At 37.2% G+C, this 21,326-nt stretch carries 17 protein-coding genes; 14 read left to right on the forward strand and 3 right to left on the reverse strand.

Going from position 1 to position 21,326, the window contains the following annotated elements; translation table 11 throughout:
• Nucleotides 1–17: 17 nt before the first annotated feature.
• Nucleotides 18–662, reverse strand: a complete 645-nt coding sequence (gene upp, locus AQF98_RS18745; protein WP_055133485.1) for a uracil phosphoribosyltransferase — start codon at nucleotides 660–662, stop codon at nucleotides 18–20.
• Nucleotides 663–723: 61 nt separating this feature from the next.
• Nucleotides 724–2,031, reverse strand: coding sequence for a polysaccharide deacetylase family protein (locus AQF98_RS18750; RefSeq protein ID WP_152969760.1), 1,308 nt, complete (start codon nucleotides 2,029–2,031; stop codon nucleotides 724–726).
• 352 nt (nucleotides 2,032–2,383) lie between these two features.
• Between AQF98_RS18750 and AQF98_RS18755 the strand changes: the two genes are divergently transcribed.
• Entirely contained in the window at nucleotides 2,384–2,875 is a 492-nt protein-coding gene (locus AQF98_RS18755) for a hypothetical protein (protein ID WP_055133487.1), read from the forward strand.
• A gap of 354 nt (nucleotides 2,876–3,229) precedes the next feature.
• Nucleotides 3,230–5,680 (forward strand): outer membrane beta-barrel protein, encoded by a 2,451-nt coding sequence (locus AQF98_RS18760; RefSeq protein ID WP_055133488.1) that lies wholly within the window; start codon nucleotides 3,230–3,232, stop codon nucleotides 5,678–5,680.
• Between the two features lie 69 nt (nucleotides 5,681–5,749).
• Here the strand turns inward: AQF98_RS18760 and AQF98_RS18765 are convergent, their stop codons facing one another.
• Nucleotides 5,750–6,262: a DUF6702 family protein gene (locus AQF98_RS18765; RefSeq protein ID WP_055133489.1), complete on the reverse strand. Its 513-nt coding sequence runs from the start codon at nucleotides 6,260–6,262 to the stop codon at nucleotides 5,750–5,752.
• Between the two features lie 90 nt (nucleotides 6,263–6,352).
• On the opposite strand from AQF98_RS18765, the gene AQF98_RS18770 reads away from it, so the two are divergent.
• The 12 genes from AQF98_RS18770 to AQF98_RS18825 all read left to right on the forward strand — a co-directional run bounded on the left by AQF98_RS18770 (nucleotide 6,353) and on the right by AQF98_RS18825 (nucleotide 21,274).
• Nucleotides 6,353–6,937: a HupE/UreJ family protein gene (locus AQF98_RS18770; protein WP_055133490.1), complete on the forward strand. Its 585-nt coding sequence runs from the start codon at nucleotides 6,353–6,355 to the stop codon at nucleotides 6,935–6,937.
• A gap of 10 nt (nucleotides 6,938–6,947) precedes the next feature.
• On the forward strand, nucleotides 6,948–9,356 hold the full coding sequence (locus AQF98_RS18775) for a M1 family metallopeptidase (protein ID WP_055133491.1): 2,409 nt from the start codon (nucleotides 6,948–6,950) through the stop codon (nucleotides 9,354–9,356).
• Nucleotides 9,357–9,970: 614 nt separating this feature from the next.
• Nucleotides 9,971–12,007 carry an excinuclease ABC subunit UvrB gene (gene uvrB / locus AQF98_RS18780; protein WP_055133492.1) on the forward strand — a complete coding sequence of 679 codons (2,037 nt, stop codon included), beginning with the start codon at nucleotides 9,971–9,973 and terminating at the stop codon, nucleotides 12,005–12,007.
• Nucleotide 12,008: 1 nt separating this feature from the next.
• Entirely contained in the window at nucleotides 12,009–13,343 is a 1,335-nt protein-coding gene (locus AQF98_RS18785; protein WP_055133493.1) for a DUF5077 domain-containing protein, read from the forward strand.
• Between the two features lie 46 nt (nucleotides 13,344–13,389).
• Nucleotides 13,390–13,590, forward strand: coding sequence for a YwbE family protein (locus tag AQF98_RS18790; protein ID WP_055133494.1), 201 nt, complete (start codon nucleotides 13,390–13,392; stop codon nucleotides 13,588–13,590).
• Between the two features lies 1 nt (nucleotide 13,591).
• On the forward strand, nucleotides 13,592–14,107 hold the full coding sequence (locus tag AQF98_RS18795; RefSeq protein WP_055133495.1) for a hypothetical protein: 516 nt from the start codon (nucleotides 13,592–13,594) through the stop codon (nucleotides 14,105–14,107).
• Nucleotides 14,108–14,202: 95 nt separating this feature from the next.
• The gene (locus AQF98_RS18800) at nucleotides 14,203–14,454 is read left to right on the forward strand and encodes a DUF4834 family protein (protein WP_055133496.1); all 252 of its coding nucleotides are present in this window, start codon (nucleotides 14,203–14,205) and stop codon (nucleotides 14,452–14,454) included.
• A gap of 170 nt (nucleotides 14,455–14,624) precedes the next feature.
• The gene (locus tag AQF98_RS18805) at nucleotides 14,625–15,338 is read left to right on the forward strand and encodes a DUF4397 domain-containing protein (protein ID WP_161805890.1); all 714 of its coding nucleotides are present in this window, start codon (nucleotides 14,625–14,627) and stop codon (nucleotides 15,336–15,338) included.
• A gap of 205 nt (nucleotides 15,339–15,543) precedes the next feature.
• On the forward strand, nucleotides 15,544–18,003 hold the full coding sequence (locus tag AQF98_RS18810; RefSeq protein ID WP_055133498.1) for a hypothetical protein: 2,460 nt from the start codon (nucleotides 15,544–15,546) through the stop codon (nucleotides 18,001–18,003).
• A gap of 413 nt (nucleotides 18,004–18,416) precedes the next feature.
• Nucleotides 18,417–19,268, forward strand: a complete 852-nt coding sequence (locus AQF98_RS18815) for a UDP-2,3-diacylglucosamine diphosphatase (protein ID WP_055133577.1) — start codon at nucleotides 18,417–18,419, stop codon at nucleotides 19,266–19,268.
• Between the two features lie 2 nt (nucleotides 19,269–19,270).
• A complete protein-coding gene (locus AQF98_RS18820) occupies nucleotides 19,271–20,263 on the forward strand; it encodes a glycosyltransferase family protein (protein WP_055133499.1) in 993 nt (330 codons plus the stop codon).
• Between the two features lie 30 nt (nucleotides 20,264–20,293).
• Nucleotides 20,294–21,274, forward strand: coding sequence for a DUF6427 family protein (locus tag AQF98_RS18825; protein ID WP_055133500.1), 981 nt, complete (start codon nucleotides 20,294–20,296; stop codon nucleotides 21,272–21,274).
• Nucleotides 21,275–21,326: the final 52 nt, after the last annotated feature.

The following is a 21,326-nucleotide window of genomic DNA, read 5'->3' on the forward strand; positions in this document are numbered from 1 at the left end:
AATCCCGATTAACAATATTAAGCCTTAGTTCCATAAGCGAGATCTCCGGCATCGCCCAAGCCAGGTACAATGTAAGATTTGCTGGTCATCTCCTCGTCAATGGCACCCAACCATAAATCGGCCTTTGGTAAATTTGCCCGTACATGTTTTACCCCTTCGGTACTGGCAATGGCAGCTATGATATGGAGTTTTTTAATTTGATAGCGATTAATCAGTTCTTTGGCACAAAGTACCATACTTAAGCCTGTTGCCAACATCGGGTCGACAAGGATTACTGTTTTGTCTTCGAGATCTGGAGCAGAAATGTGTTCCATCTGGATAATGAAATCGCCACTCTTTTTTGTTTTGCGATAAGCAGTAATGAAAGCAGCTTCAGCCTGATCAAAAACACTTAACAAACCTTGTTGCATGGGGATACCAGCTCTTAAAATGGTGGCCAAAACAGGTTGTTGACTAAGTACTTTACTTTTGGCAATACCAAGTGGAGTTTGCGTATCAATTTCTGTATAAACAAGTGTTTTGCTGATTTCGTAAGCGAAAAAAGCCCCCAAACGTTCTAAATTTTTACGAAAACGCATGGAATCTTTTTGGATCACCTCATCTCTGAGTTCAGCGATGAAAGTATTGGCAATAGAATCTGTTTTACTGAGGTCGAAGATCATAAGCTAAAGATAACGAATTTTGAACAAAAAGTGATAATGAATGCAATAATCGACGTTTATTTTAGGCTAAGGAATTTTTTAACATCTCTTCATAAACAGCTTTCCAACCTCTCCATCTGCCAGTTTCAGAAAGCGATTCATTGTGCCACAAACTACAAAAAGTACCATTTACCAATTTTACACTAGAGAGGAGTTCATCTATTTTCTGATTGGTTTGCTCAGGTCTCAGCTTTAAATACTGTTGTAGGGTTACATCCATCACCATAAATGGATGGATCTTTAAATGGGTCTGTTTTTCAAGTTGCAAATCGTACCAAAAGAAAGGAGTACAAGTGCCGGCCCTAAATCCAATTTTAGAAGAATAACCCATCGAATAATCATGATGGATGCCCACTTTGATCAATTGAAGGTAGGTTTGAGGCAACTGGATCTTTAAAAAATGCTGACGTGATTGATCTACTTTTTTATTAGTGAGTTGTTGTAAGGTGAGCAGTTCCTCACTTATCTTTTGGGTTTCAATGGTAGAAGCATAAGAGGGGTGAAGGCCAATTTGGGCTTCTTTGGCTACTTTAGCAATCAAGGTTTTAAAAGCTTCGTTCTCCGGGTTGATATTTTGGTCAAACTCTTCATGGCCATGTTTAGCCAGCAGAAAAAAGAAGATGGGCTTTAATTGGTATTGTTGATGGATGTCGGCCAGGTACTCATAAGTATCGAAAGGATCGTTCAAGCCTATTCCTGTGCTAACAATGGCCGCAATTTTTTCGGTATTAAGGTTTATGGCTGCCCTTAAAAAACGAGCTGTATTTTTAATGAGGCCACTGGAACGAAAATGATAGGCCCGGTCTACATCAATGGTTGGCACAAATTTGAATTTCCTTTTGCCAAAAATTAAGACGGGAAATTTTTTAAGCAAAATGTTCTTTAAGATCAATGCCCATCCATCAATTACAGGAAACTCAAGTAGACCAAGTTGATGTTGCAAACTTTGTTCAGCCGGAAAACGTTGATGTTCATCAGCGGCAAAAGGTAGGTATTCTTCATATCTACTTAAAAAATAAAAAGAGGCTGCAAAAATATCAAAAGGTAAGGTGCCATTGGTTACAGCAAAGGGAACTTTCTGGTCGCCAAATGTAGTGGTATGAATGGCAATCGGTTCAATCTGATATTGTGTCAATAAAGGTGCGCAAGCAAAGAACAACTCTTCATCTAGCGGTGCATCAGCATAACTCATTTTAGGTAAAGTGCTTTGTATAAAATCTTCAGCGATACTTGTCAACTCAAAATCGCAGCTCAATATCTCCCTAAAGATAAAATTGAAAATATACTTAATCCGAGGCGTAACCTTAGGGATGTAAATGAGTAATTGCATGTTTAAAGTTATTCTTAAAAGTTAAATGTTGCGCCATTATTTTTAATTAAAAATTAACATTTCAGTAGAAGGTTAATAGCTGATTTGTGAATGCAATAGGTAGCTCCTTTAAATGTTGTTTTGGGCTAGTTTGAAGAAAGGCTTTATTTTAGAATGCCAGTTCAGAAATAAATTTAAACGTTCAATAAATCCTATCTTTTCAATTATAGCTTAGTATATTGGTACAAGGAGACTCTTGCGCCAGATAGGGGGTTGCTCAAACATTTAATAATGGAAAACAAGTTTGGGTTCAAACATTCAATGGTAAGATTATTAATGCAGGTGTAAATTTAGTGGCTAAATAATAAAGAAAATGAATAAAGCAATAACAAAAGATATAGAAAAACAGTATTTGGAAGCTGTTAAATACTATAAGGAAGAAATAGATACAAATACCTTTCCCCCACTTGATTATTTCATAAACCTAGCTTTTCTATATTGGTCTTTTGCAACTGAGCAAATTGAATTTAATGACCCAAATCATATTCCCGATGAGTGGAGTGTAATTGGAGAGAAAAATTTTATGCCAACAATCGATAAGGGGTTGGAGTATTATCATAATAACATAGAATTAATTTTTTGGAGAAGATATTTTTCCTATAGACTTTATATGTCCGATTTCTCTGAGGATGATTGTAAAATAATACTGAAAACAAATGATGGTCATGATAGTTTAGTGCCTTATTTCTTTCTCTACTTATTTGATAAGACATCGTATGAAAAACAAATAATTGATCTTAGGAAAATATGTGATGATTTACCGACAGCAAAAAATATTTATATCAATTCTTTTATACAAAAATGACAGAATATTGTATTAACAATTTTCCAGCATACCCCCTCTATCACAATCATCCCACTTGTGTTTTAAACGACAAAAAGTTTTGGTGTCGTAAAAAGTATCAAAACTTTTTTGCTTTATAATAACTTGTTTTATTTAGTAAGGTGAGCGGATATAAATCTTCTTTTTGAAACGAAAAAGTTACATATTTACTAATCAATTAGTTTTGTTATTAACTAATTAGTAGTATTTTCGTTAGTCTACTTTATCAAACGTAGATTGATACGTCACAAAACGTTAAATTTTTTTTAAAGTAATTGTCACACTTTATTTTTTGTGGTGTCTTTTAAAAAACGATAATTAATTAAACAGCTACCCATGAAGAAAATATCTAACTCAACTGTATTCGCTCAGCATAAATCTACGAAATATTTCGTATTTATTGGGATTTTGCTTTTATTATCCTTTTGGGTTTTAACAGCAACAGCACAAGAAAAAATTAAATACCAAGGTATGGTTAAAGACAGTACCACGTTACAACCCATTGCCTATGCCAGTATTCTTTTGCAAAAGAATGATGCTACAAAAGCCGTGGTGGTAAATGCACTGTCAGATTCAATAGGGCAATTTACCCTTAACATAGACACAGGAACTTACCTCCTTTCATTACAACTCTTCGGCTATGCCAAGCTTGCCCAAAAAATCAAGATCGACCAAACAATGGCTAGCTCCTTAAAAATATGGTTGTTGAAACCATTGGTCAACCAATTGAAACAGATTACCGTAACAGGCCAAAGATCTTTAATTTCTCAAGATAAAGACAAATTGGTATACAATGTAGCGCAAGATCCAATGGCCAAAGGCGAAAACCTGAGCGATATTTTTAGACGAGTACCCATGTTGAGTGTTGATGGAGAGGGTAATGTACAATTGAACGGACAAACCAATTATAAGGTGTTATTAAACGGACGTGAAACGGCCATGTTTGCACAAAATACCAAAGATGCTTTGCGGGGCTTTCCCGGCTTGGTGGTTGATAAAATTGAAATCATTACCGCCCCTTCTGCCAAATATGATGCAGAAGGTATTGGCGGACTGATTAACATCATTACCAAAAAAGGTGTGATGGGCTATAATGGGTTTTTAAGTGCCTATTATTCGAATATTAATTATCAGACCAGTACAAACCTCAGTATCCGTTCGGGTAATTTTGCCATTACAGGTACTTATTTTTTAAGTGGTAATTACAACAACAGGGCAGGTCTAACCAGCGAAACCCTGCCTTTGCAATCGTCGTTTTACCAAAGAAGGTATTTAGAGGGAGAACGTGTAACCAACCGTTTTTCAAATGATGGAAACCTGGAGATGAGTTATAACCTTGATAGCCTACAAACCATAGTAGCCTATGCCAATATTGGTGGTGGCAACAATAAAAGTAGGTTCGACCAAAACATTACAACCGACTTTGCCAATGCAGCCTCTCAGCACAGCCTTTTTACGCAAAATGTAAAAAACAATATCCCAACATTTGGACTTGGAAGTGATTTTATCAAGAAATTTAAAGGGAATACCGATAGGGAGTTAAGTTTTAGATTCAATGGTCAGTTTAGCAAAAACGATGGCCTCAATACAAGTTTGATGGCTATGGCAAACAGCAACTTGTTTAGGCAAAACGATAGTTATTCTAAAAACAGGGAATATACTTTACAAACAGACTACATAGAACCATTGGCCAAATCGATGAAATTAGAGACAGGTGCAAAATTCATTTTTAGAGATGCTGATGCAGATTATTTGAGCCTAAGCAAAACCAATGCAAACGAACCTTTTGAACCAGATTACTCCAATTCGAATAGCTTTGCCTACAAACAACAAGTGTACAGTGGCTACGGTTCTCTGTCTTTTAGTCTACAGAAGCTCAACTTTAGAACTGGTCTTCGCCTCGAACACACTACAGTAGATGGCGATTTTTTTAGCTCCAACACCAATGTCAAGCAAAATTATACTTCATTAATTCCAGATTTTTCAATGAATACCAAGCTGGGTAAAGATTATACCATTGTATTGGGCTATACCAAACGCTTGCAGCGTCCATACATCAATACGCTTAATCCATTTATAAATAACAACGATCCCTTAAACATCTCTTTTGGCAATCCCAACTTGAGTGCACAAACCATACATACCTTATCTTTTCAAAATCGCCTGGTAAAAGGACCTACTTTTATCTCATTTGGCCTAAGTGCATCCTATTCGGGAAATATGATTGTACAATACACTACATTTAAGCCAGCTTCTGGCATTAGCACTACACAGTATGGCAATACAGGTAAAAATAGAGATGCAAGTATGTCGGTTGCACTTTCTACCAACCTGAAAAAATTCAATGGCGGTTTTGGCGGAACCCTGCGCTACAACAAAATAGAAAATACATTGGTATCTACGCAGCACGAAGAAGGACTTAGTGGGCAGGTATACGGTTTTTTCACCTATACGGTATATAAATCGTTATTTTTAAGCGGCAATGGGGGCATTAGCAGACCAGCTTATAGTTTAATCAACACAACAAAAGCATTTCCATATTATCAGATGAATATTGGTGCCCAATTGTTCGATAAAAAACTGACTACCTCAATTAATTTCAATCGGTTTTTTAACAAATGGTTTACCAATAGATCCTATACAGAAGATGCGAATTTCAGTACAAGATCGACCGTTACAACACCTTATCGCGTAATATACTTTGGTTTTACCTATAATTTCGGCAAGTTAAAAGAAAACCTAACCAAGAAAAAAGGAGTAAACAACGACGATTTGATCAATAACTAGTAATTGCTGAATTGCTCACCAGATAAACCATCAACTATTGACCATGGACCATGGACTATCAACTAAGCACTAAAAACCAACACTCATCTCCCGATTGGGATAACTTGCCTTTGTACTTTTTCTAGTCCCTAGTTTCTCTACATGTAAAATGTTCAGTTGGTCGTCAAATAGATCGTACAAAATGGTATTGCTTAACTTAATGCTTTGTAAAGTAGCAATATTGTCAATCTCCAAATAAACATTGGTAGCTTCATGGTCTATCTCAAAACCTACATAAGTGGCCGTTGCAGCTTTTCCATTAACAGTGTACTGCAAATGGGCATTCATGTATTTTTTAATCAGCTCGTCCATCGCTTTGTGCATAGCAGGTTTAGCCAAATCTGTTTTGGTTTTAAACTGTTTGGCTAGGATAGTTTCAAAATCATCGGTAAAAATGCGGCAACTGATCTCTAAACTTTTTTCTTTTGCATTAAAATTGAGCTCTGTGGTGCTTACATGTAAAGGATGTTTATCCGCTTTAAGTCCTTCGCCCAAAGGCAAAAGCATCAAAACAAGTAACAATTTTGAATAAAAAAGGTTCATATGCAACAAAGTTTCGTTTATAAACAAAAAAGAAATTAATTTAGTGTTGTAAACATACAGTGCTATTTGCATTAAACCTAACTATACCCGATGCCACTAAGCGATTTTTTCTTTTATTTTAAGTTGGGTTGGACTCATATTGTAAGTTTAGATGCGTTAGACCACCAATTGTTTATCTTGGCTTTGGTCGCAGTTTACACCGCTAAAAATCTAAAACAGGTATTGATATTGGTAACTGCATTTACAATTGGCCACTCCTTAACCTTATTGCTGAGTGTGTTAGATGTGATCCGTTTTTCGAGCAAATGGGTAGAGTTTTTAATTCCCTGCACTATTTTTATCACTGCGTTTAGTAACCTTTTTAAAAAAGATTTTTCAACCAAAGGCGTCAATACAAATTACTATCTCGCCTTATTGTTTGGGCTAATCCATGGTATGGGTTTTGCCAATTCCGTTCGGATGATGTTAGCCAAAGACCAAAACATAGGTTGGGGGCTGTTTGGTTTTAACATCGGTCTAGAATTCGGACAACTATTTTTTGTGATCATCATTTTACTACTTACTTGGCTCGGTCTTTCCTTTTTTAGGATCAAACGGAGAGAGTGGGTTATATTTATATCAGCAGCTGTGTTTAGCCTAGCCCTTCAAATGGCCTTAGAGAGAATACCTTTTTAATTTTTATACAATGAATAAATGCTACAAATTTTTGGTATTAATGGGCCTAACCAGCCAGGTGGTATCAGCTCAAAACATCCAGAACAACCCTGGTAGTAACCATGGCAACAAGTTTGAACAATTGGGCACCATTTTAACTACGCCCAACGAGCAGCGTACGGCAAGCGGAGCACCAGGTGTAAAATATTGGCAACAACGAGCCGATTACAACATCAAATGCGAATTGGACGAGAAAAAGCTGACCCTAAAAGGCAGCGAAACCATTACCTATTACAACAACTCGCCAGATGTATTGACTTATATCTGGATCCAGTTGGATGAAAACGAACACAACAACCTGCGCAATGCCAATTACCAGAGCAGCACCAAAATGCCGCAAGGCGGAAGTACAAAACAGGTTGATGACCTGAGTAATGCAGCCACGCAAGGCGACAATGGTTATGGAATTACCATCACCAAATTAACCGATGCAACAGGTAAAAAATTAAGTTACACCATCAATAAAACGATGATGCGTGTAGAAGTGCCTGCTTTAAAATCGGGAGCTCAATTTGTTTTCAATATCGATTGGAATTACAAAATTACCGACAGAATTGCAGGTGGTGGCCGTGGTGGTTATGAGTTTTTTCCAGAAGATGGAAACTATCTCTTCACCATGACCCAATGGTATCCACGTTTGTGTGTGTATAGCGATTTTCAGGGTTGGCAAAACCACCAGTTTACAGGTAGAGGCGAGTTTGCTTTAACCTTTGGTAATTTTAAGGTACAGATGACCGTACCTGCCGATCATATGGTAGGTTCAACAGGAGAGTGTATCAACTATGCTGCAGTGTTAACCCCAACGCAATTGGCTAGGTACAACAAAGCAACAACCAGTACCGTAGCACCTGTAGAAATTGTAACCCTCGCCGAAGCCAAAACCGCAGAGACTAAAAAATCAGAAGCCAAAAAAACTTGGGTTTTTCAGGCCAACAATGTACGAGATTTTGCATGGACAGCTTCTCGTAAATTTATTTGGGATGCCATGGCACAACCCATTGCAGGTAAAAATGTAATGTGCATGAGTTTTTATGGCAAAGAAGCCTATCACTTGTACAGCAAATTTTCTAGCCGTGCAGTGGCCCATACCATTAAAACCTATTCAGATTTTACCATTCCTTATCCATACCCTGTAGCACAAAGTATCGAAGCTGCCAACGGGATGGAATATCCGATGATCTGTTTCAATTATGGTCGTACGGATGCGGATGGAACCTATAGCGAAAGCACTAAAAATGGCATGTTGGGTGTAGTGATCCACGAAGTGGGACACAACTTTTTCCCGATGATTGTAAACAGCGATGAACGCCAATGGACCTGGATGGACGAAGGGTTGAACTCTTTTGTAGAATACCTAACAGAAGAACTTTGGGACAATAAATTTCCGAGTAAAAAGGGGCCAGCTTATACCATTGTACCTTACATGAAATTACCGAAAGACCAATTGGAACCTATCATGTCCAATTCAGAAAATATTGTACAGTTCGGACCAAATGCCTATTCTAAACCTGCAACAGCCTTAAATATCCTTCGCGAAACCATTATGGGACGAGAGTTGTTTGATTATGCCTTTAAAGAATACTCAAGAAGATGGGCCTTTAAACATCCAACACCTGCAGATTTATTCAGAACCATGGAAGATGCCAGTGGCGAAGACTTAGATTGGTTTTGGAGAGGTTGGTTTTACGGAACAGATGCCTGCGATATTGCTTTAGATAGCGTAAGATATGCTAAACCAGATTATGCCGGTCTTACTGGCCCAACAGGTGGCAATAGAGGAGGCGCAAGAACAGGAATAAGAGTAGACAGACCTGCAGTAAATGCTTTCGAAGACATTTCTAAAATCAGAAACAGAGAAAATAGCAATATTAAATTCTATACCGATAAAGATCTGGCAGCAAGAGATTTCTATTGGAAATACGATAGAGGTCTGGTACAGATTGATACCACTTTGGCACCAAAACCAGCTAGTCAGCCAGCCAGGTTGCCAATGGAAGAATTTACGGCCGAAGAAAAAGCGAAATATGCCGATAAGTTCTTTTATGAGCTCAACTTTAGCAATAAAGGAGGGCTGGTAATGCCAATCATTGTAGAGTTTACTTTTAAAGACGGTACAAAAGCCATTGATAGAATACCTGCACAGATCTGGAGATTGAACGAGCAAAAAACATCTAAATTCTATGTACAGAATAAAGAAGTAGCCTCAATTAAAATAGACCCGATGCGTGAAACCGCCGATATTGACGAAACGAACAATACTTGGGGCTCAGGTGCCGCACCAAGCAAATTCCAATTGTTTAAAATGCGAGCAGGTGGTGCACCCGCCCGTGGCCAATCAGTCGGTTCAAACCCAATGCAATTAGAAAAGAAAAGTAAATAAGAAAACTCAAAAAGTCCCGATGCAAATCGGGACTTTTTTTGTTAGTAACGCTTTAAGCTTAAAGCAAAAAGCTGAAGGCTTAAAGCTGCAAACTGGTAACCCATATTGAGGTGTAAGGATCGTAAAACTTATAACCCATAATATATTAAAGAATGTCAGTCTGAGCCTGTCGAAGACCTATTGATAAATTAAAACTGCAAACCTGGCTTCCAAAGAACCGTTGGCGAGGACACCAACAGATGCCTCTTATGAACCTGTGACAGATGAACGAATAAAACTCAAGACCTAAGCTATAGCCTATAACCCACAACCCATATTAAGGTAAAAGGTTTAAGGCGTAAGGCTGATAAGCTTAAAGCAAAAGGCTAAAAGCATAAAATAATGACTACCTGAACTTCACAAAATGTGAGCATATTCACAAAATTGAGATGCTTTGCTCAGTATTTATACTTTGTACTTACTACTTTATGCTAATGAACCAATGACCAATGAACTATTGACTATTGAACTACTGCGTCTTTATACTTTGTACTTACTACTTTATACTAATGAACCACCGTGTCTTTATACTAATTACTTTACAAATGGCGCATTAATCTTTATCTTTACCTATAATGAAGTTCAAACTCATCTCAGACTATAAACCTACTGGCGATCAGCCAAACGCTATCAAACAATTGGTACAAGGAGTCAATGCCGAAGAGCATTACCAAACCCTATTGGGGGTAACAGGTTCAGGTAAAACCTTTACTGTAGCCAATGTAATTGAACAGACCCAAAAACCAACATTGATCTTGAGCCACAACAAAACCCTGGCCGCACAGCTCTATGGAGAATTTAAACAATTCTTTCCAGAAAATGCTGTCAACTATTTTGTGTCTTATTACGATTATTACCAGCCAGAAGCTTACATGCCCACCACTAATACTTACATCGAAAAAGATTTAAGTATCAATGAAGAAATTGAAAAACTACGCTTGCGTACCACCTCAGCATTAATGTCTGGCAGAAGAGATGTAATTGTCGTATCGTCCATTTCCTGTATTTATGGTATGGGAAATCCTGAGGATTTTTCTAAATCGGTTTTTCGTTTTGGTGTAGGAACAAGAATAAGCCGGAACTCTTTTTTACACAGTTTGGTAGAGATTTTATATGCCCGTACCATTAACGATTTCAAGAGAGGCACCTTCAGGGTAAAGGGAGATACCGTAGATATTTTTCCAGCTTATTTAGACAGTGCCTACCGCATTTCTTTTTTTGGCGATGACATTGAAGAACTCAGCGTAATTGACCCGATTACAGGTAAAACATTAGAGAAACTAGAAGACATGGCCATTTATCCAGCCAATCTGTTTGTTACACCGAAAGAGAAATTCAACTCTTCTATTTGGGGCATACAAGAAGAATTGGAGCTGCGTAAAAACCAATTGTTAAATGATAGGCAGTTGTTAGAAGCCAAACGTTTAGAAGAAAGGGTAAACTTCGATATCGAGATGATGAAAGAACTCGGTTATTGTTCAGGTATTGAGAATTATTCGAGGTTTTTCGATGGCCGTTCGCCAGGAATGAGGCCCTTCTGTTTATTGGATTATTTTCCAGACGATTACTTAATGGTGATCGATGAGAGCCATGTAACCGTACCACAGATCAGGGCCATGTACGGGGGTGACCGTTCTCGCAAAATGTCGTTGGTAGAATATGGTTTCCGTTTACCTTCAGCGCTAGACAATCGCCCTTTAAATTTTGATGAATTTGAGCGCTTAGCTCCACAAACTATATATGTGAGTGCAACCCCTGCAGATTACGAACTGGAAAAAACAGATGGTGTTGTTATTGAACAGGTCATCAGGCCAACAGGATTGTTAGATCCAATTATTGAAGTAAGACCAGCCATTAACCAAGTTGATGACCTGTTAGATGAAATTGACAAGACCATTAAAATGGGCGATCGGATTTTGGTAACCACTCTAACCAAACGCATGGCAGAAGAGTTAACCAAGTACATGGACAGGTTAAATATCAAGTGTCGTTACATCCACTCGGAAGTAAAGACCCTAGAACGTGTAGAAATATTACGTGGGTTACGATTGGGCGAATTTGATGTGCTGGTAGGGATCAACCTATTAAGAGAAGGATTGGACTTGCCAGAAGTAAGTTTGGTAGCCATTTTAGATGCAGATAAAGAGGGCTTTTTAAGATCAGATAGGGCATTGATCCAGACCATCGGCCGTGCCGCACGTAATGATAGAGGCCGCGTAATTATGTATGCCGATAACATGACCCAATCAATGGAGAGAACCATTGATGAGACCAATAGGCGGAGAGAAAAACAGATCAGTTATAACTTGGAACATGGCATTACCCCAAAAACTGTGGGCAAAACCAGAGAAGAAATTATAGAACAAAGTTCAGTGTTAGATTTCTCTGAAAGTAAGGCACGCAACAAAGCCTATGTAGAAATTGATGAAGTGAGCATTGCTGCAGATCCAATTGTACAGTACATGACCAAGCCCGAACTGCAAAAAGCCATAGACAAAACAAGAAAAGACATGCAAAAGGCGGCAAAAGAAATGGATTTCTTAATGGCAGCCCGTATGCGTGATGAAATGTTTGCATTAGAAAAAGTATTTGAAGAACGTTTTAGTAAATAACATGAATAGAATTTCCTTAATCATCTGCTTGATGTTTTTGCACACCCTAGTTTTTGGGCAACAAACACAAAGCATAGTGGTGCCTCTAGGAGGCAATGCATACGCCAATAGTGTAAATGAAAGATTAATTACCAGAAATGGAATTGAAAATTGGAGCAATACCAATACTACATTTAAGGTGTATGTCCGTTTCGTTAAAACTGGAACTTTAACTGTTGCGTTAAATAACGTGACTAAAATTAATGGCGAAAATCAGCTCAGCCTCGGGATAAAGGGGCAATATAAAACCATTTCAATAATCGAAGGCAAGGACCTTGTTGCTCCAGTAGGCCAGTGGCAGATCAAAGACACCGGATATGTGGCTATAGAAATAAAAGGCTTGAAAAAAACAGGAGCACAATTTCCAAATATTGGAAATTTGATGTTATCAGGTACGGCCATTAATGAACAAACATCCTATGTTAAAAATAATGAAGGCAACTTTTTTCACTGGGGCCGAAGAGGGCCGTCTGTACATTTAAACTATCAATTGCCCACCCAAACCGATGCCGAATGGTTTTATAACGAAGTAACAGTACCCAAAGGCGAAGATGTAATTGGATCGTATTTTATGGCCAATGGCTTTGGCGAAGGTTATTTTGGCATTCAGGTCAATTCGGCAACAGAAAGAAGGATTTTATTTTCTGTTTGGAGCCCATTTACCACAGATAATCCAAGGGATATTCCAGAAAGTCATAAAATCAAAATGTTAAAAAAAGGGAAAGATGTACATACTGGCGAGTTTGGTAATGAAGGTTCTGGTGGCCAAAGCTATTTAAAGTACAATTGGAAGGCAGGTAACACCTACAAATTCTTATTACATGCCGTTCCGGGAACCGCAGTGCCAAAACCAAATCCAAAAGATGGAACCGTAGATGTCGAAAATCTCAAAGACAGCACCACAACTTATACTGCTTACTTTTTTGCACCAGAGTTAAATGAGTGGCAATTGATTGCTTCCTTCAAACGTCCAAAAACACAAACCTATCTGAAACGTCTACATTCGTTTTTAGAGAATTTTATTCCAGAATATGGCGATCAATCGAGAAAGGTCTTGTTCAGCAACCAGTGGATTTATGACACAAAAGGGAAGTGGACAGAATTAAATACAGCTCGTTTTACCACTGATAATACCGGAAATGTAAATTACCGTAAAGATTATGCTGGTGGATTGGCAGCTGGTAGCTTTTACTTAAAAAATGGAGGTTTCTTTTCTAATTTTACACCGGCAAAAACCATGTTTAGCAGAAAAGAAGCAGGTAAAAAACCAGAAATCGACCTGAAAAAACTCCCTTAACCATTAACAAGAGAAAACCAGGGCACTCCAAAATACGTTAAGTAATATGCAAGGACAAAACAGAAAAGATATTTACCCAGGCCTAGAAGTAGGCATCATTTTAAAGAAAGACCAAAGAAATGGAAACATCACTTATGGAGTTGTTAAAAATCTATTAACTTCATCTGCTTTTCATTCAAGGGGAATAAAGGTGCGCTTAGAAGATGGGCAGATAGGTAGGGTTACAGAAATTGTAGAAGAAACCTGATATGAAAAAAATAGGCATTGTTTTTCTTTTATTGTTAGGTGCTGTGAATGGCTTTGGTCAAGAGATAGAGAAAGGCAAAGAAACAAGCATTATATTGTATTGTGGGGCTAGGAAAGTTGATCCCGCAAAAGGACCAATTTATATTGTGAATAATAAATATATCATGTTTCCGACGGGAGACTTTGGTTCGAGGTTGCAAGTGAGCGATATTGAACGATTAACAATTCCTAAAAAATCAGATAGTTTAGTTCAATTGTATGGCGAAAAGAGTAAAAATGGCGTTGTTAAACTTGATTTATATAGTAACGTTAGCATCTATCAAATAGATGAGCTATTTGATTTATTTCGCATTAAAGATAAATATCGCTCCTTACCCCTATACCTCAATGATGAATTGATAACAGATCGGGCTAATTTTTTTATCACGGCAACAGCAATTAAGAAAGTAAAAGTAGTGAATAAACCCACTGCCGAAGTGGCCGATCTTAAATTTATTGCGATAAAAACAAAACCTTAATCGTCTGTAAATTGTAATGATAGTGCAATTATCTTTTTAAAAAGTAACAAAAAATTAATCGCCACGTCTATATTTGTGTTAATAATATAATAAAAATGGGTTACTTATTAAACTTTATACTGATTTCAATCATCGTACTTTGGGTTATTCGACTTTTGTTCCGAATGATATTTCCAGTGATGTTAAAAAATGTTTTCGGTAACATGCAGAACCAAGCTGCGGGTCAACAACAACAACGCTCTACTAAGCCAGAGGGTTCAATTTCAATTGATTATATGCCTAAAAAAGAGAAAAAGGGCAATGCAGATAAATTAGGTGATTTTGTAGACTACGAAGAAATCAAATAAGCTTTTTCGAGCTTACCGTAGGCTAATTTGTATTCTTATGGTTAAAATTTTAGGCATAACTATTTAATTTTAACAAAATTTAACGACTATTCATTTAAATAAAAACAATATTTGCTGTAGCATAATTGAATATGTACTCGTTTAAAAGAATAAAACCTTTAATTATTTTTATGAAAAATCTTAAACTAAGCCTACCAACTTTATCAGTTCGTTTATATGCGTATTTGTTTTTAGCTGCTTTTAGTGTACTTTCTTTGGGCGCTTGTAAAAACAAAGAACAACCCGTAGTAAATATAAGTAACATTAGAATAATCAATGTTTCGCCAACTGGAGCTACATTTAATGCTTACCTAAACGAAAAAAAGGCAAACGCTGCCGCTCTACCTTTTAGTGGAGCAACAGGTTACCTACAAGCAGAGCCAGGTACTTATGCGGTAAAATTGACTACGTCAACTGATGTGCAAAGCTTATTGACCAAAACTGTGGCGATTTCAAAAGACATTGCTTATTCTTTTTACGTTGTAGATAGAGCACCAAACTTAGATGGTTTATTGATTGTAGATGACATGAGTATGGCCACATTGGATAAAACATTCGTGAAATTTATCAATCTAAGCGTTGATGCACCAGCACTTGATCTGAAAATAAAGGATGGAGCAAGCATTACCACAGGTAAAGCTTACAAGGCATCGAGTACTTTTACAGGTATGGAAGCAAAAACCTATACTTTCGAAGTTAAAGATGCAACTACCGGAGTAGTAAAAGCTACCTTAACCGATGTTAATTTAGCAGCTGGCCGTTTTTATACCATTGTTGCCAAAGGATTATTAACACCAGGAAATAACGAACAAGCCTTTGGTGTACAAGCTTATATCAACCAATAATCTTTATTTAGGTATATATAAAATGGATGGTGTTATGCCATTCTGTACAATAGCCAGCAGGTGATGATCCCATTATCTGCTGGCTATTGACATTAAAATCCAATCTAAAGAGGTTCTAAATATAATACGTCCAATTATTTTATTTCCTTTTTTATCTCGACCAATTTTCTATTTTTGGGAAATCGTTTAATTTTAATTAACCTCAATGAATAATTGGTTTAATAAAAATGGCATCCATGTAGCCATTCTTGCAGCTTTCTTAGTAATCTGTTTTGTCTATTTCAGTCCTGTATTACAGGGAAAAGCACCGCTTCAAAATGACGTAGTTCAGTCTAAAGCGATGCAAAAAGAAATTATGGACTATAAAGCCAAAGATGGTACTGCACCACTTTGGACCAACCAGATGTTTGGCGGGATGCCCGCTTATCAGATTTGGGCACAATATGCCTACAATGGAGCAACTTATGGTATTGCCTTAATTACCAAAGCTTTGCCAAATCCGGTGGGTACAGTATTTTTATTGTTAATCGGCGCCTACTTTTTATTTATCGTACTCAAGGTAAATCCTTGGCTAGCCGCTGCGGGAGCTATCGCCTTTGCCTTTACCACCTATAATTTCGTACTTATTGCAACCGGGCATAGCAATAAAGCCTTAGCTATTGGCTTTTTTGCCCCTATCATAGCAGGAATAATATTAACCATGCGTGGTAAATATTATTTGGGTGCAAGTTTAACCGCCTTGTTCTTGGCTTTAGAGATCAGGTCAAATCACGTGCAGATGACGTATTACCTGTTCTTATCTATTCTAATTTTTATTGGAATTGAAGTTTATCAGGCCTATAAATCAAAAACACTTCCAGTTTTAGGTAAAGCAATTGGATTTTTATCACTTGCGGTAGTTTTGGCGGTAATGGTTAATGCCAGTTTATTGTGGACCACATCAGAGTATGCCAAAGAAACCAATCGTGGTAAATCTAACCTAACAAGTACTTCAACCCAAAAAGATGCCGGCATGACTAAAGAATATGCCTATGGTTGGAGCCAAGGAGTTGGAGAGAGTTTTACCTTTTTGATTTCTGATCTTTATGGTGGAAGCAGTGACAGAAAACTGGACGATAAATCTGAAGTATACAAAACACTAACAGAAGTTGGGGCTACACCTGAGCAGGCCATAGGTTTAGCACAACAGCTGCCACCTTATTGGGGCGAAAAACCAGGTACTTCTGGAGGTTATTATTTCGGAGCCATTGTATGTTTCCTTTTTGTATTTGGCTTATTCATTGTTCGTAGCCGTTTAAAATGGTGGGTTTTAGCCACAACCATTTTATTCATGTTGTTGTCTTTTGGTAAAAACTTCCCTTTAATATCAGACCTTTTCTATGACTATTTCCCTTTATACAATAAGTTTAGAGCGGTAGAATCTATTTTGGCTGTAGTAGGCTTAATGGTTCCAATATTGGCATTTTTAGCAGTTAAAGAGGCACAAGAAGGTAATATTGAGCAAAAAGTATTGGTCAAAAAATTAACTTGGGCAGCAGGCATTACTGGTGGCTTTTGTTTATTGGTAGCCATTGCACCAACAATTTTCTTCAATTTCAAAACTTCTGGTCACGCTGATTTTGTACAACAATTAAGCAGTGTAGTTCAAAATAATGAATTGGGACAAAAGGTAGCCAATGCATTAGTTAAAGACAGGATCTCATTAGCACAAACAGATGCCATTCGCTCTTTCTTGTTTATTTTAGTGGGCTTCGGTATTGTTTGGGCTTTCATTACCAAAAAAATGAACATGCAATTGGCTTTTGGCCTATTGACCCTTGCCGTATTGATCGACATGTGGCAGGTAGATCGTCGCTATTTGAACAATACAAACTTTGAAAACAAATCGACATTGGCCAATTACTTCCAACCACGTGATGTTGATACTTTCATTATGGCAGACAAGGACCCAGATTTTAGGGTCTATGATCAAACCATCAGTACTTTCTCTAATGCAAGTACATCGGCTTTCCACAAAACCATTGGTGGTTACCATGCTGCAAAACTGAAAAGATACGACGAGTTGATTGAGCACCAATTTGGAAAAAGTGTAAATATGGATGTATTGGACATGTTAAATGCCAAATATATCATTACACAAGACCCACAGAATGGTTCTTATAAAATGCAAAGAAACAATACGGCATTAGGTAATGCTTGGATTGTAAGCGGTGTACAGTTTGCAAAGAATGCTGATGAAGAAATGAAAGCAATCAGCAGTTTTGATCCAAAGAAAGACGCTATTGTAGACGTGCAGTATAAAAAACTGATCGATACTACACGTTTAGGTGCAGATCCTTCAGCATTCATTAAGTTGGAAAGTTACCATCCAGATCATTTGGTTTATTCTTATAGTGCACCTAGAGACATTATTGCAGTATTCTCAGAAATCTATTACGATAAAGGATGGAACATGTATGTAGATGGGGTAAAGAAAGATTATTTCAGAGCCGATTATGTACTAAGAGCAGCTCAATTGGTAGCGGGTAACCATAAAGTTGAATTTAAGTTTGAACCAACATCATACTACGTAGGAGAGAAAATCTCTTTAGCAGGATCGATCTTATTGCTTTTATTCTTAGGTTTTGCAGGTTATACAGAAACCAAGAAAAAGAAAGCAGCTTAAAAAAATAATAAATTGTTTAAAAGCCCCAGATCTACAGATCTGGGGCTTTTCTTTTTTGTGTCAACCCCAAAAGGATAAATAAATTCAACTTTCAACCTACAACTCGTAACCCATAACCTGCAACCCACAACCCATAACTGCCGAAAATAAACAGGTCATGTTAACAAATTAATAAAAATAAGGTAACATAATATTTTCTTAACAACTTGTTAATCTATGTCTTGCATTTTTGTAATCATAAAATAGATCAAAATGCCAGAATTGTTTCTAGTTATCTGTTTGCTTGCAATTGTTGTTTTTTTCTTTAGTCCGTATGACTTGACTATTGATGAGGAAGAAGACTAAACAAGACCATGCAATTTCAACTGTTTGCCAAATAGGGCGTCAGGCATTTGATGGCTCAAAAATTTTGTATGGAAAAGCGAGAAGTTGAGATAGCGGTAATTTCCGATGTACATCTGGGTACTTATGGTTGCCACGCCAAAGAGCTGTTAAAATATCTTAAAAGCATTAAACCAAAAATGATCATCCTCAATGGAGACATCATTGATATTTGGCAGTTTAGCAAAAGATACTGGCCAGAAACCCACATGAAAATCATTCGTAAACTCATGAAATTTGTGGTAGAGGGTGTGCCTGTTTATTATTTAACGGGTAACCACGACGAAATGCTGAGAAAGTTTGCAGATATGCACATGGGTGCCTTCCATCTTCAAAATAAATTGGTATTAGAACTTGATGGTAAAAAAGCCTGGTTTTTTCATGGAGACATATTTGATGTAACCATGCAACATTCTAAATGGTTAGCTAAATTAGGAGCCATTGGCTATGATAGTTTGATCCTCATCAACAGCTTTACCAATTGGTGCCTAACTTCTATAGGCAGAGAAAAAATGAGCTTTTCTCAAAAGATCAAGGCAAAATTTAAAGATGCCGTAAAATTTATCAATAGTTTCGAACAAACAGCAGCCGATTTGGCCATAGAAAAAGGATACCAATATGTAGTTTGTGGACATATCCATCATGCAGAATTAAGGGAGATTGTAACCGAAGATGGTACGGTAACCTATTTAAATAGTGGCGATTGGGTAGAGAGTTTAACTGCATTAGAATACAATCAGCAACAATGGACAATTTTTAAGTATCAAGCTGCCGATTTTGAAAAAGACGAAGTAGAACAAGGTGTTTTATCAGATAGTGAAGATCTGCACAGCAAATTAGATATCAATACCCTATTGCAAAAGATCAAATTAGAAATTATTTAGTAGTGCAGAAAAGAATACTTTACGCCATACAAGGTACTGGAAATGGTCACATCAGCAGAGCTCGAGAAATTGTGCCCCTGCTTCAAAAACATGGAGACCTCGATATCCTGATTTCTGGAACACAAGCCGATGTAAAGCTAGCAGAAGAGGTGAAATACCAATTACACGGATTCAGTTTTATTTTTGGTAAAAACGGAGGGGTAGATCATTTCAAAACCTATAAAAACATGGATTTGAGACGTTTCCGTAAGGACATGAAAATGTTGCCACTAAATGATTACAACCTCATTATAAACGATTTTGAACCAGTTACAGCATGGGCCTGTCGCAAAAAAGGGATTGAAAGTGTTTCTCTTAGCCATCAGGCCTCTTTTACTTCACCTAAGGTGCCTCGCCCTAAGGTAAAAGACTGGGGCAAACTGATTTTAAATCGATATGCACCAACTACGCACCATGTAGGCTTTCATTTCGAAAGGTATGATGATTTTATTTATAGCCCAGTAATCCGTAGAGAAATCCGAAATCTAGAACCTACTAATTTAGGTCACTACACAGTTTATCTTCCGGCAATTGACGATCGTCATTTGGTTAAATTGCTAAAGCAGATTCCTTCCGTTAGGTGGGAAGTTTTCTCTAAACATACCCATCAATCTTATAGCGAAGGAAATGTTTTTGTTGAACCTGTAAACAACGAAAAATTTAACAAGAGCATGGCCAGTTGCGAAGGATTGTTTACTGGGGGGGGCTTTGAAGGGCCAGCAGAAGCCTTGTTTTTGGGTAAAAAATTATTGGTGATGCCAATGAAATTCCAGTATGAGCAACAATGCAATGCTTACGCCCTAATGCAATTGGGTATACCCGTAATTTGGCCAAGCAACCATAATTGGGTGCCAGTTTTAGCAGATTTTGTAAAAAATGGCCAACAACATCAATTTCATTTCCCAGATCAAACAGCTTCAATAATTGATGAGGTGGTGAAGAATTTTGCCAGATAAATTTCTTTACTTTGCCTTTAACAAAGAGGCATGATCAATCAATTTAGAAATTTAAGTCCAGTAAACCTTTTAATACTAGCCGCATATACAGTTTTTATGCGTTTAGCTATATTCATTAACCTACCAGACCAACTGAATTTCGAATTTTTGGAACCTTATGCCAAGCTGTTTATCCAAATTCCGTTAACCAGTTCATTTTCGCCTTTGGCCAATCTGTGTTTTGCAACAGTAATTACTTTTGTTCAGGCCATTATATTTAACCGAGTAATCAATAATCATGGTTTGTTGGCTAAACCAAGCTACCTGCCAGGGCTCTTGTACATTACTGGTTCAAGTTTATTTCTTCAGTTTTTGATTTTAAGCCCTCCTTTGATCTGTAATTTTTTACTGATCTGGATCATGGATAAATTTCTGAAAATTGGTAAAACAACAAATGGGATGATGACCATGTTTGATGTGGGTATGATCATCGCCTTAGGTACGCTAATCTATTTTCCTTTCATTGTACTTTTGGTAATGCTTTGGCTTAGTCTGTTATTGTACCGTTCTTTTAATTGGAGAGAATGGATTGCCGGGTTGATAGGTTTTTTGACTATTTTCTTCTTCATCGCTGTATTTTATTATTGGAATGATAACATTACCCAATTTTATAAAATTTGGAAACCATTGGTCAACAAATTCCCTTCTGTACTTCAGATTAATTATAACGATTACCTGGTTTTGATTCCTGTGGCACTCATTATTGTGTTGGCTACTTTGCAATTGCGAGAGAACTTTTTTAGAAGTTTTATCAGTACCCGAAAAGCCTTCCAAATGCTGTTCTTTATGTTTATCATTGTAATGATCAGTTTTTATACCAAGCCAGACTTTCGTGTTTATCATTTTCTATTGAGCGTGCCACCAGGGGCAGTGCTGTTGGCCTACTATTTTTCTAACGCCAAAAAACGTTGGTTTTACGAATCATTATTTGCCGTATTGGTGCTTTGTATCCAGTATTTTTTGTTTGTTTAACCTTTTTTAACAATTTCACACCTTAAAACTTGCTAAAGATTAATAGCTTTGT

It is taken from the genome of Pedobacter sp. Hv1 (assembly GCF_001412215.1).
Taxonomy (GTDB): domain Bacteria; phylum Bacteroidota; class Bacteroidia; order Sphingobacteriales; family Sphingobacteriaceae; genus Pedobacter.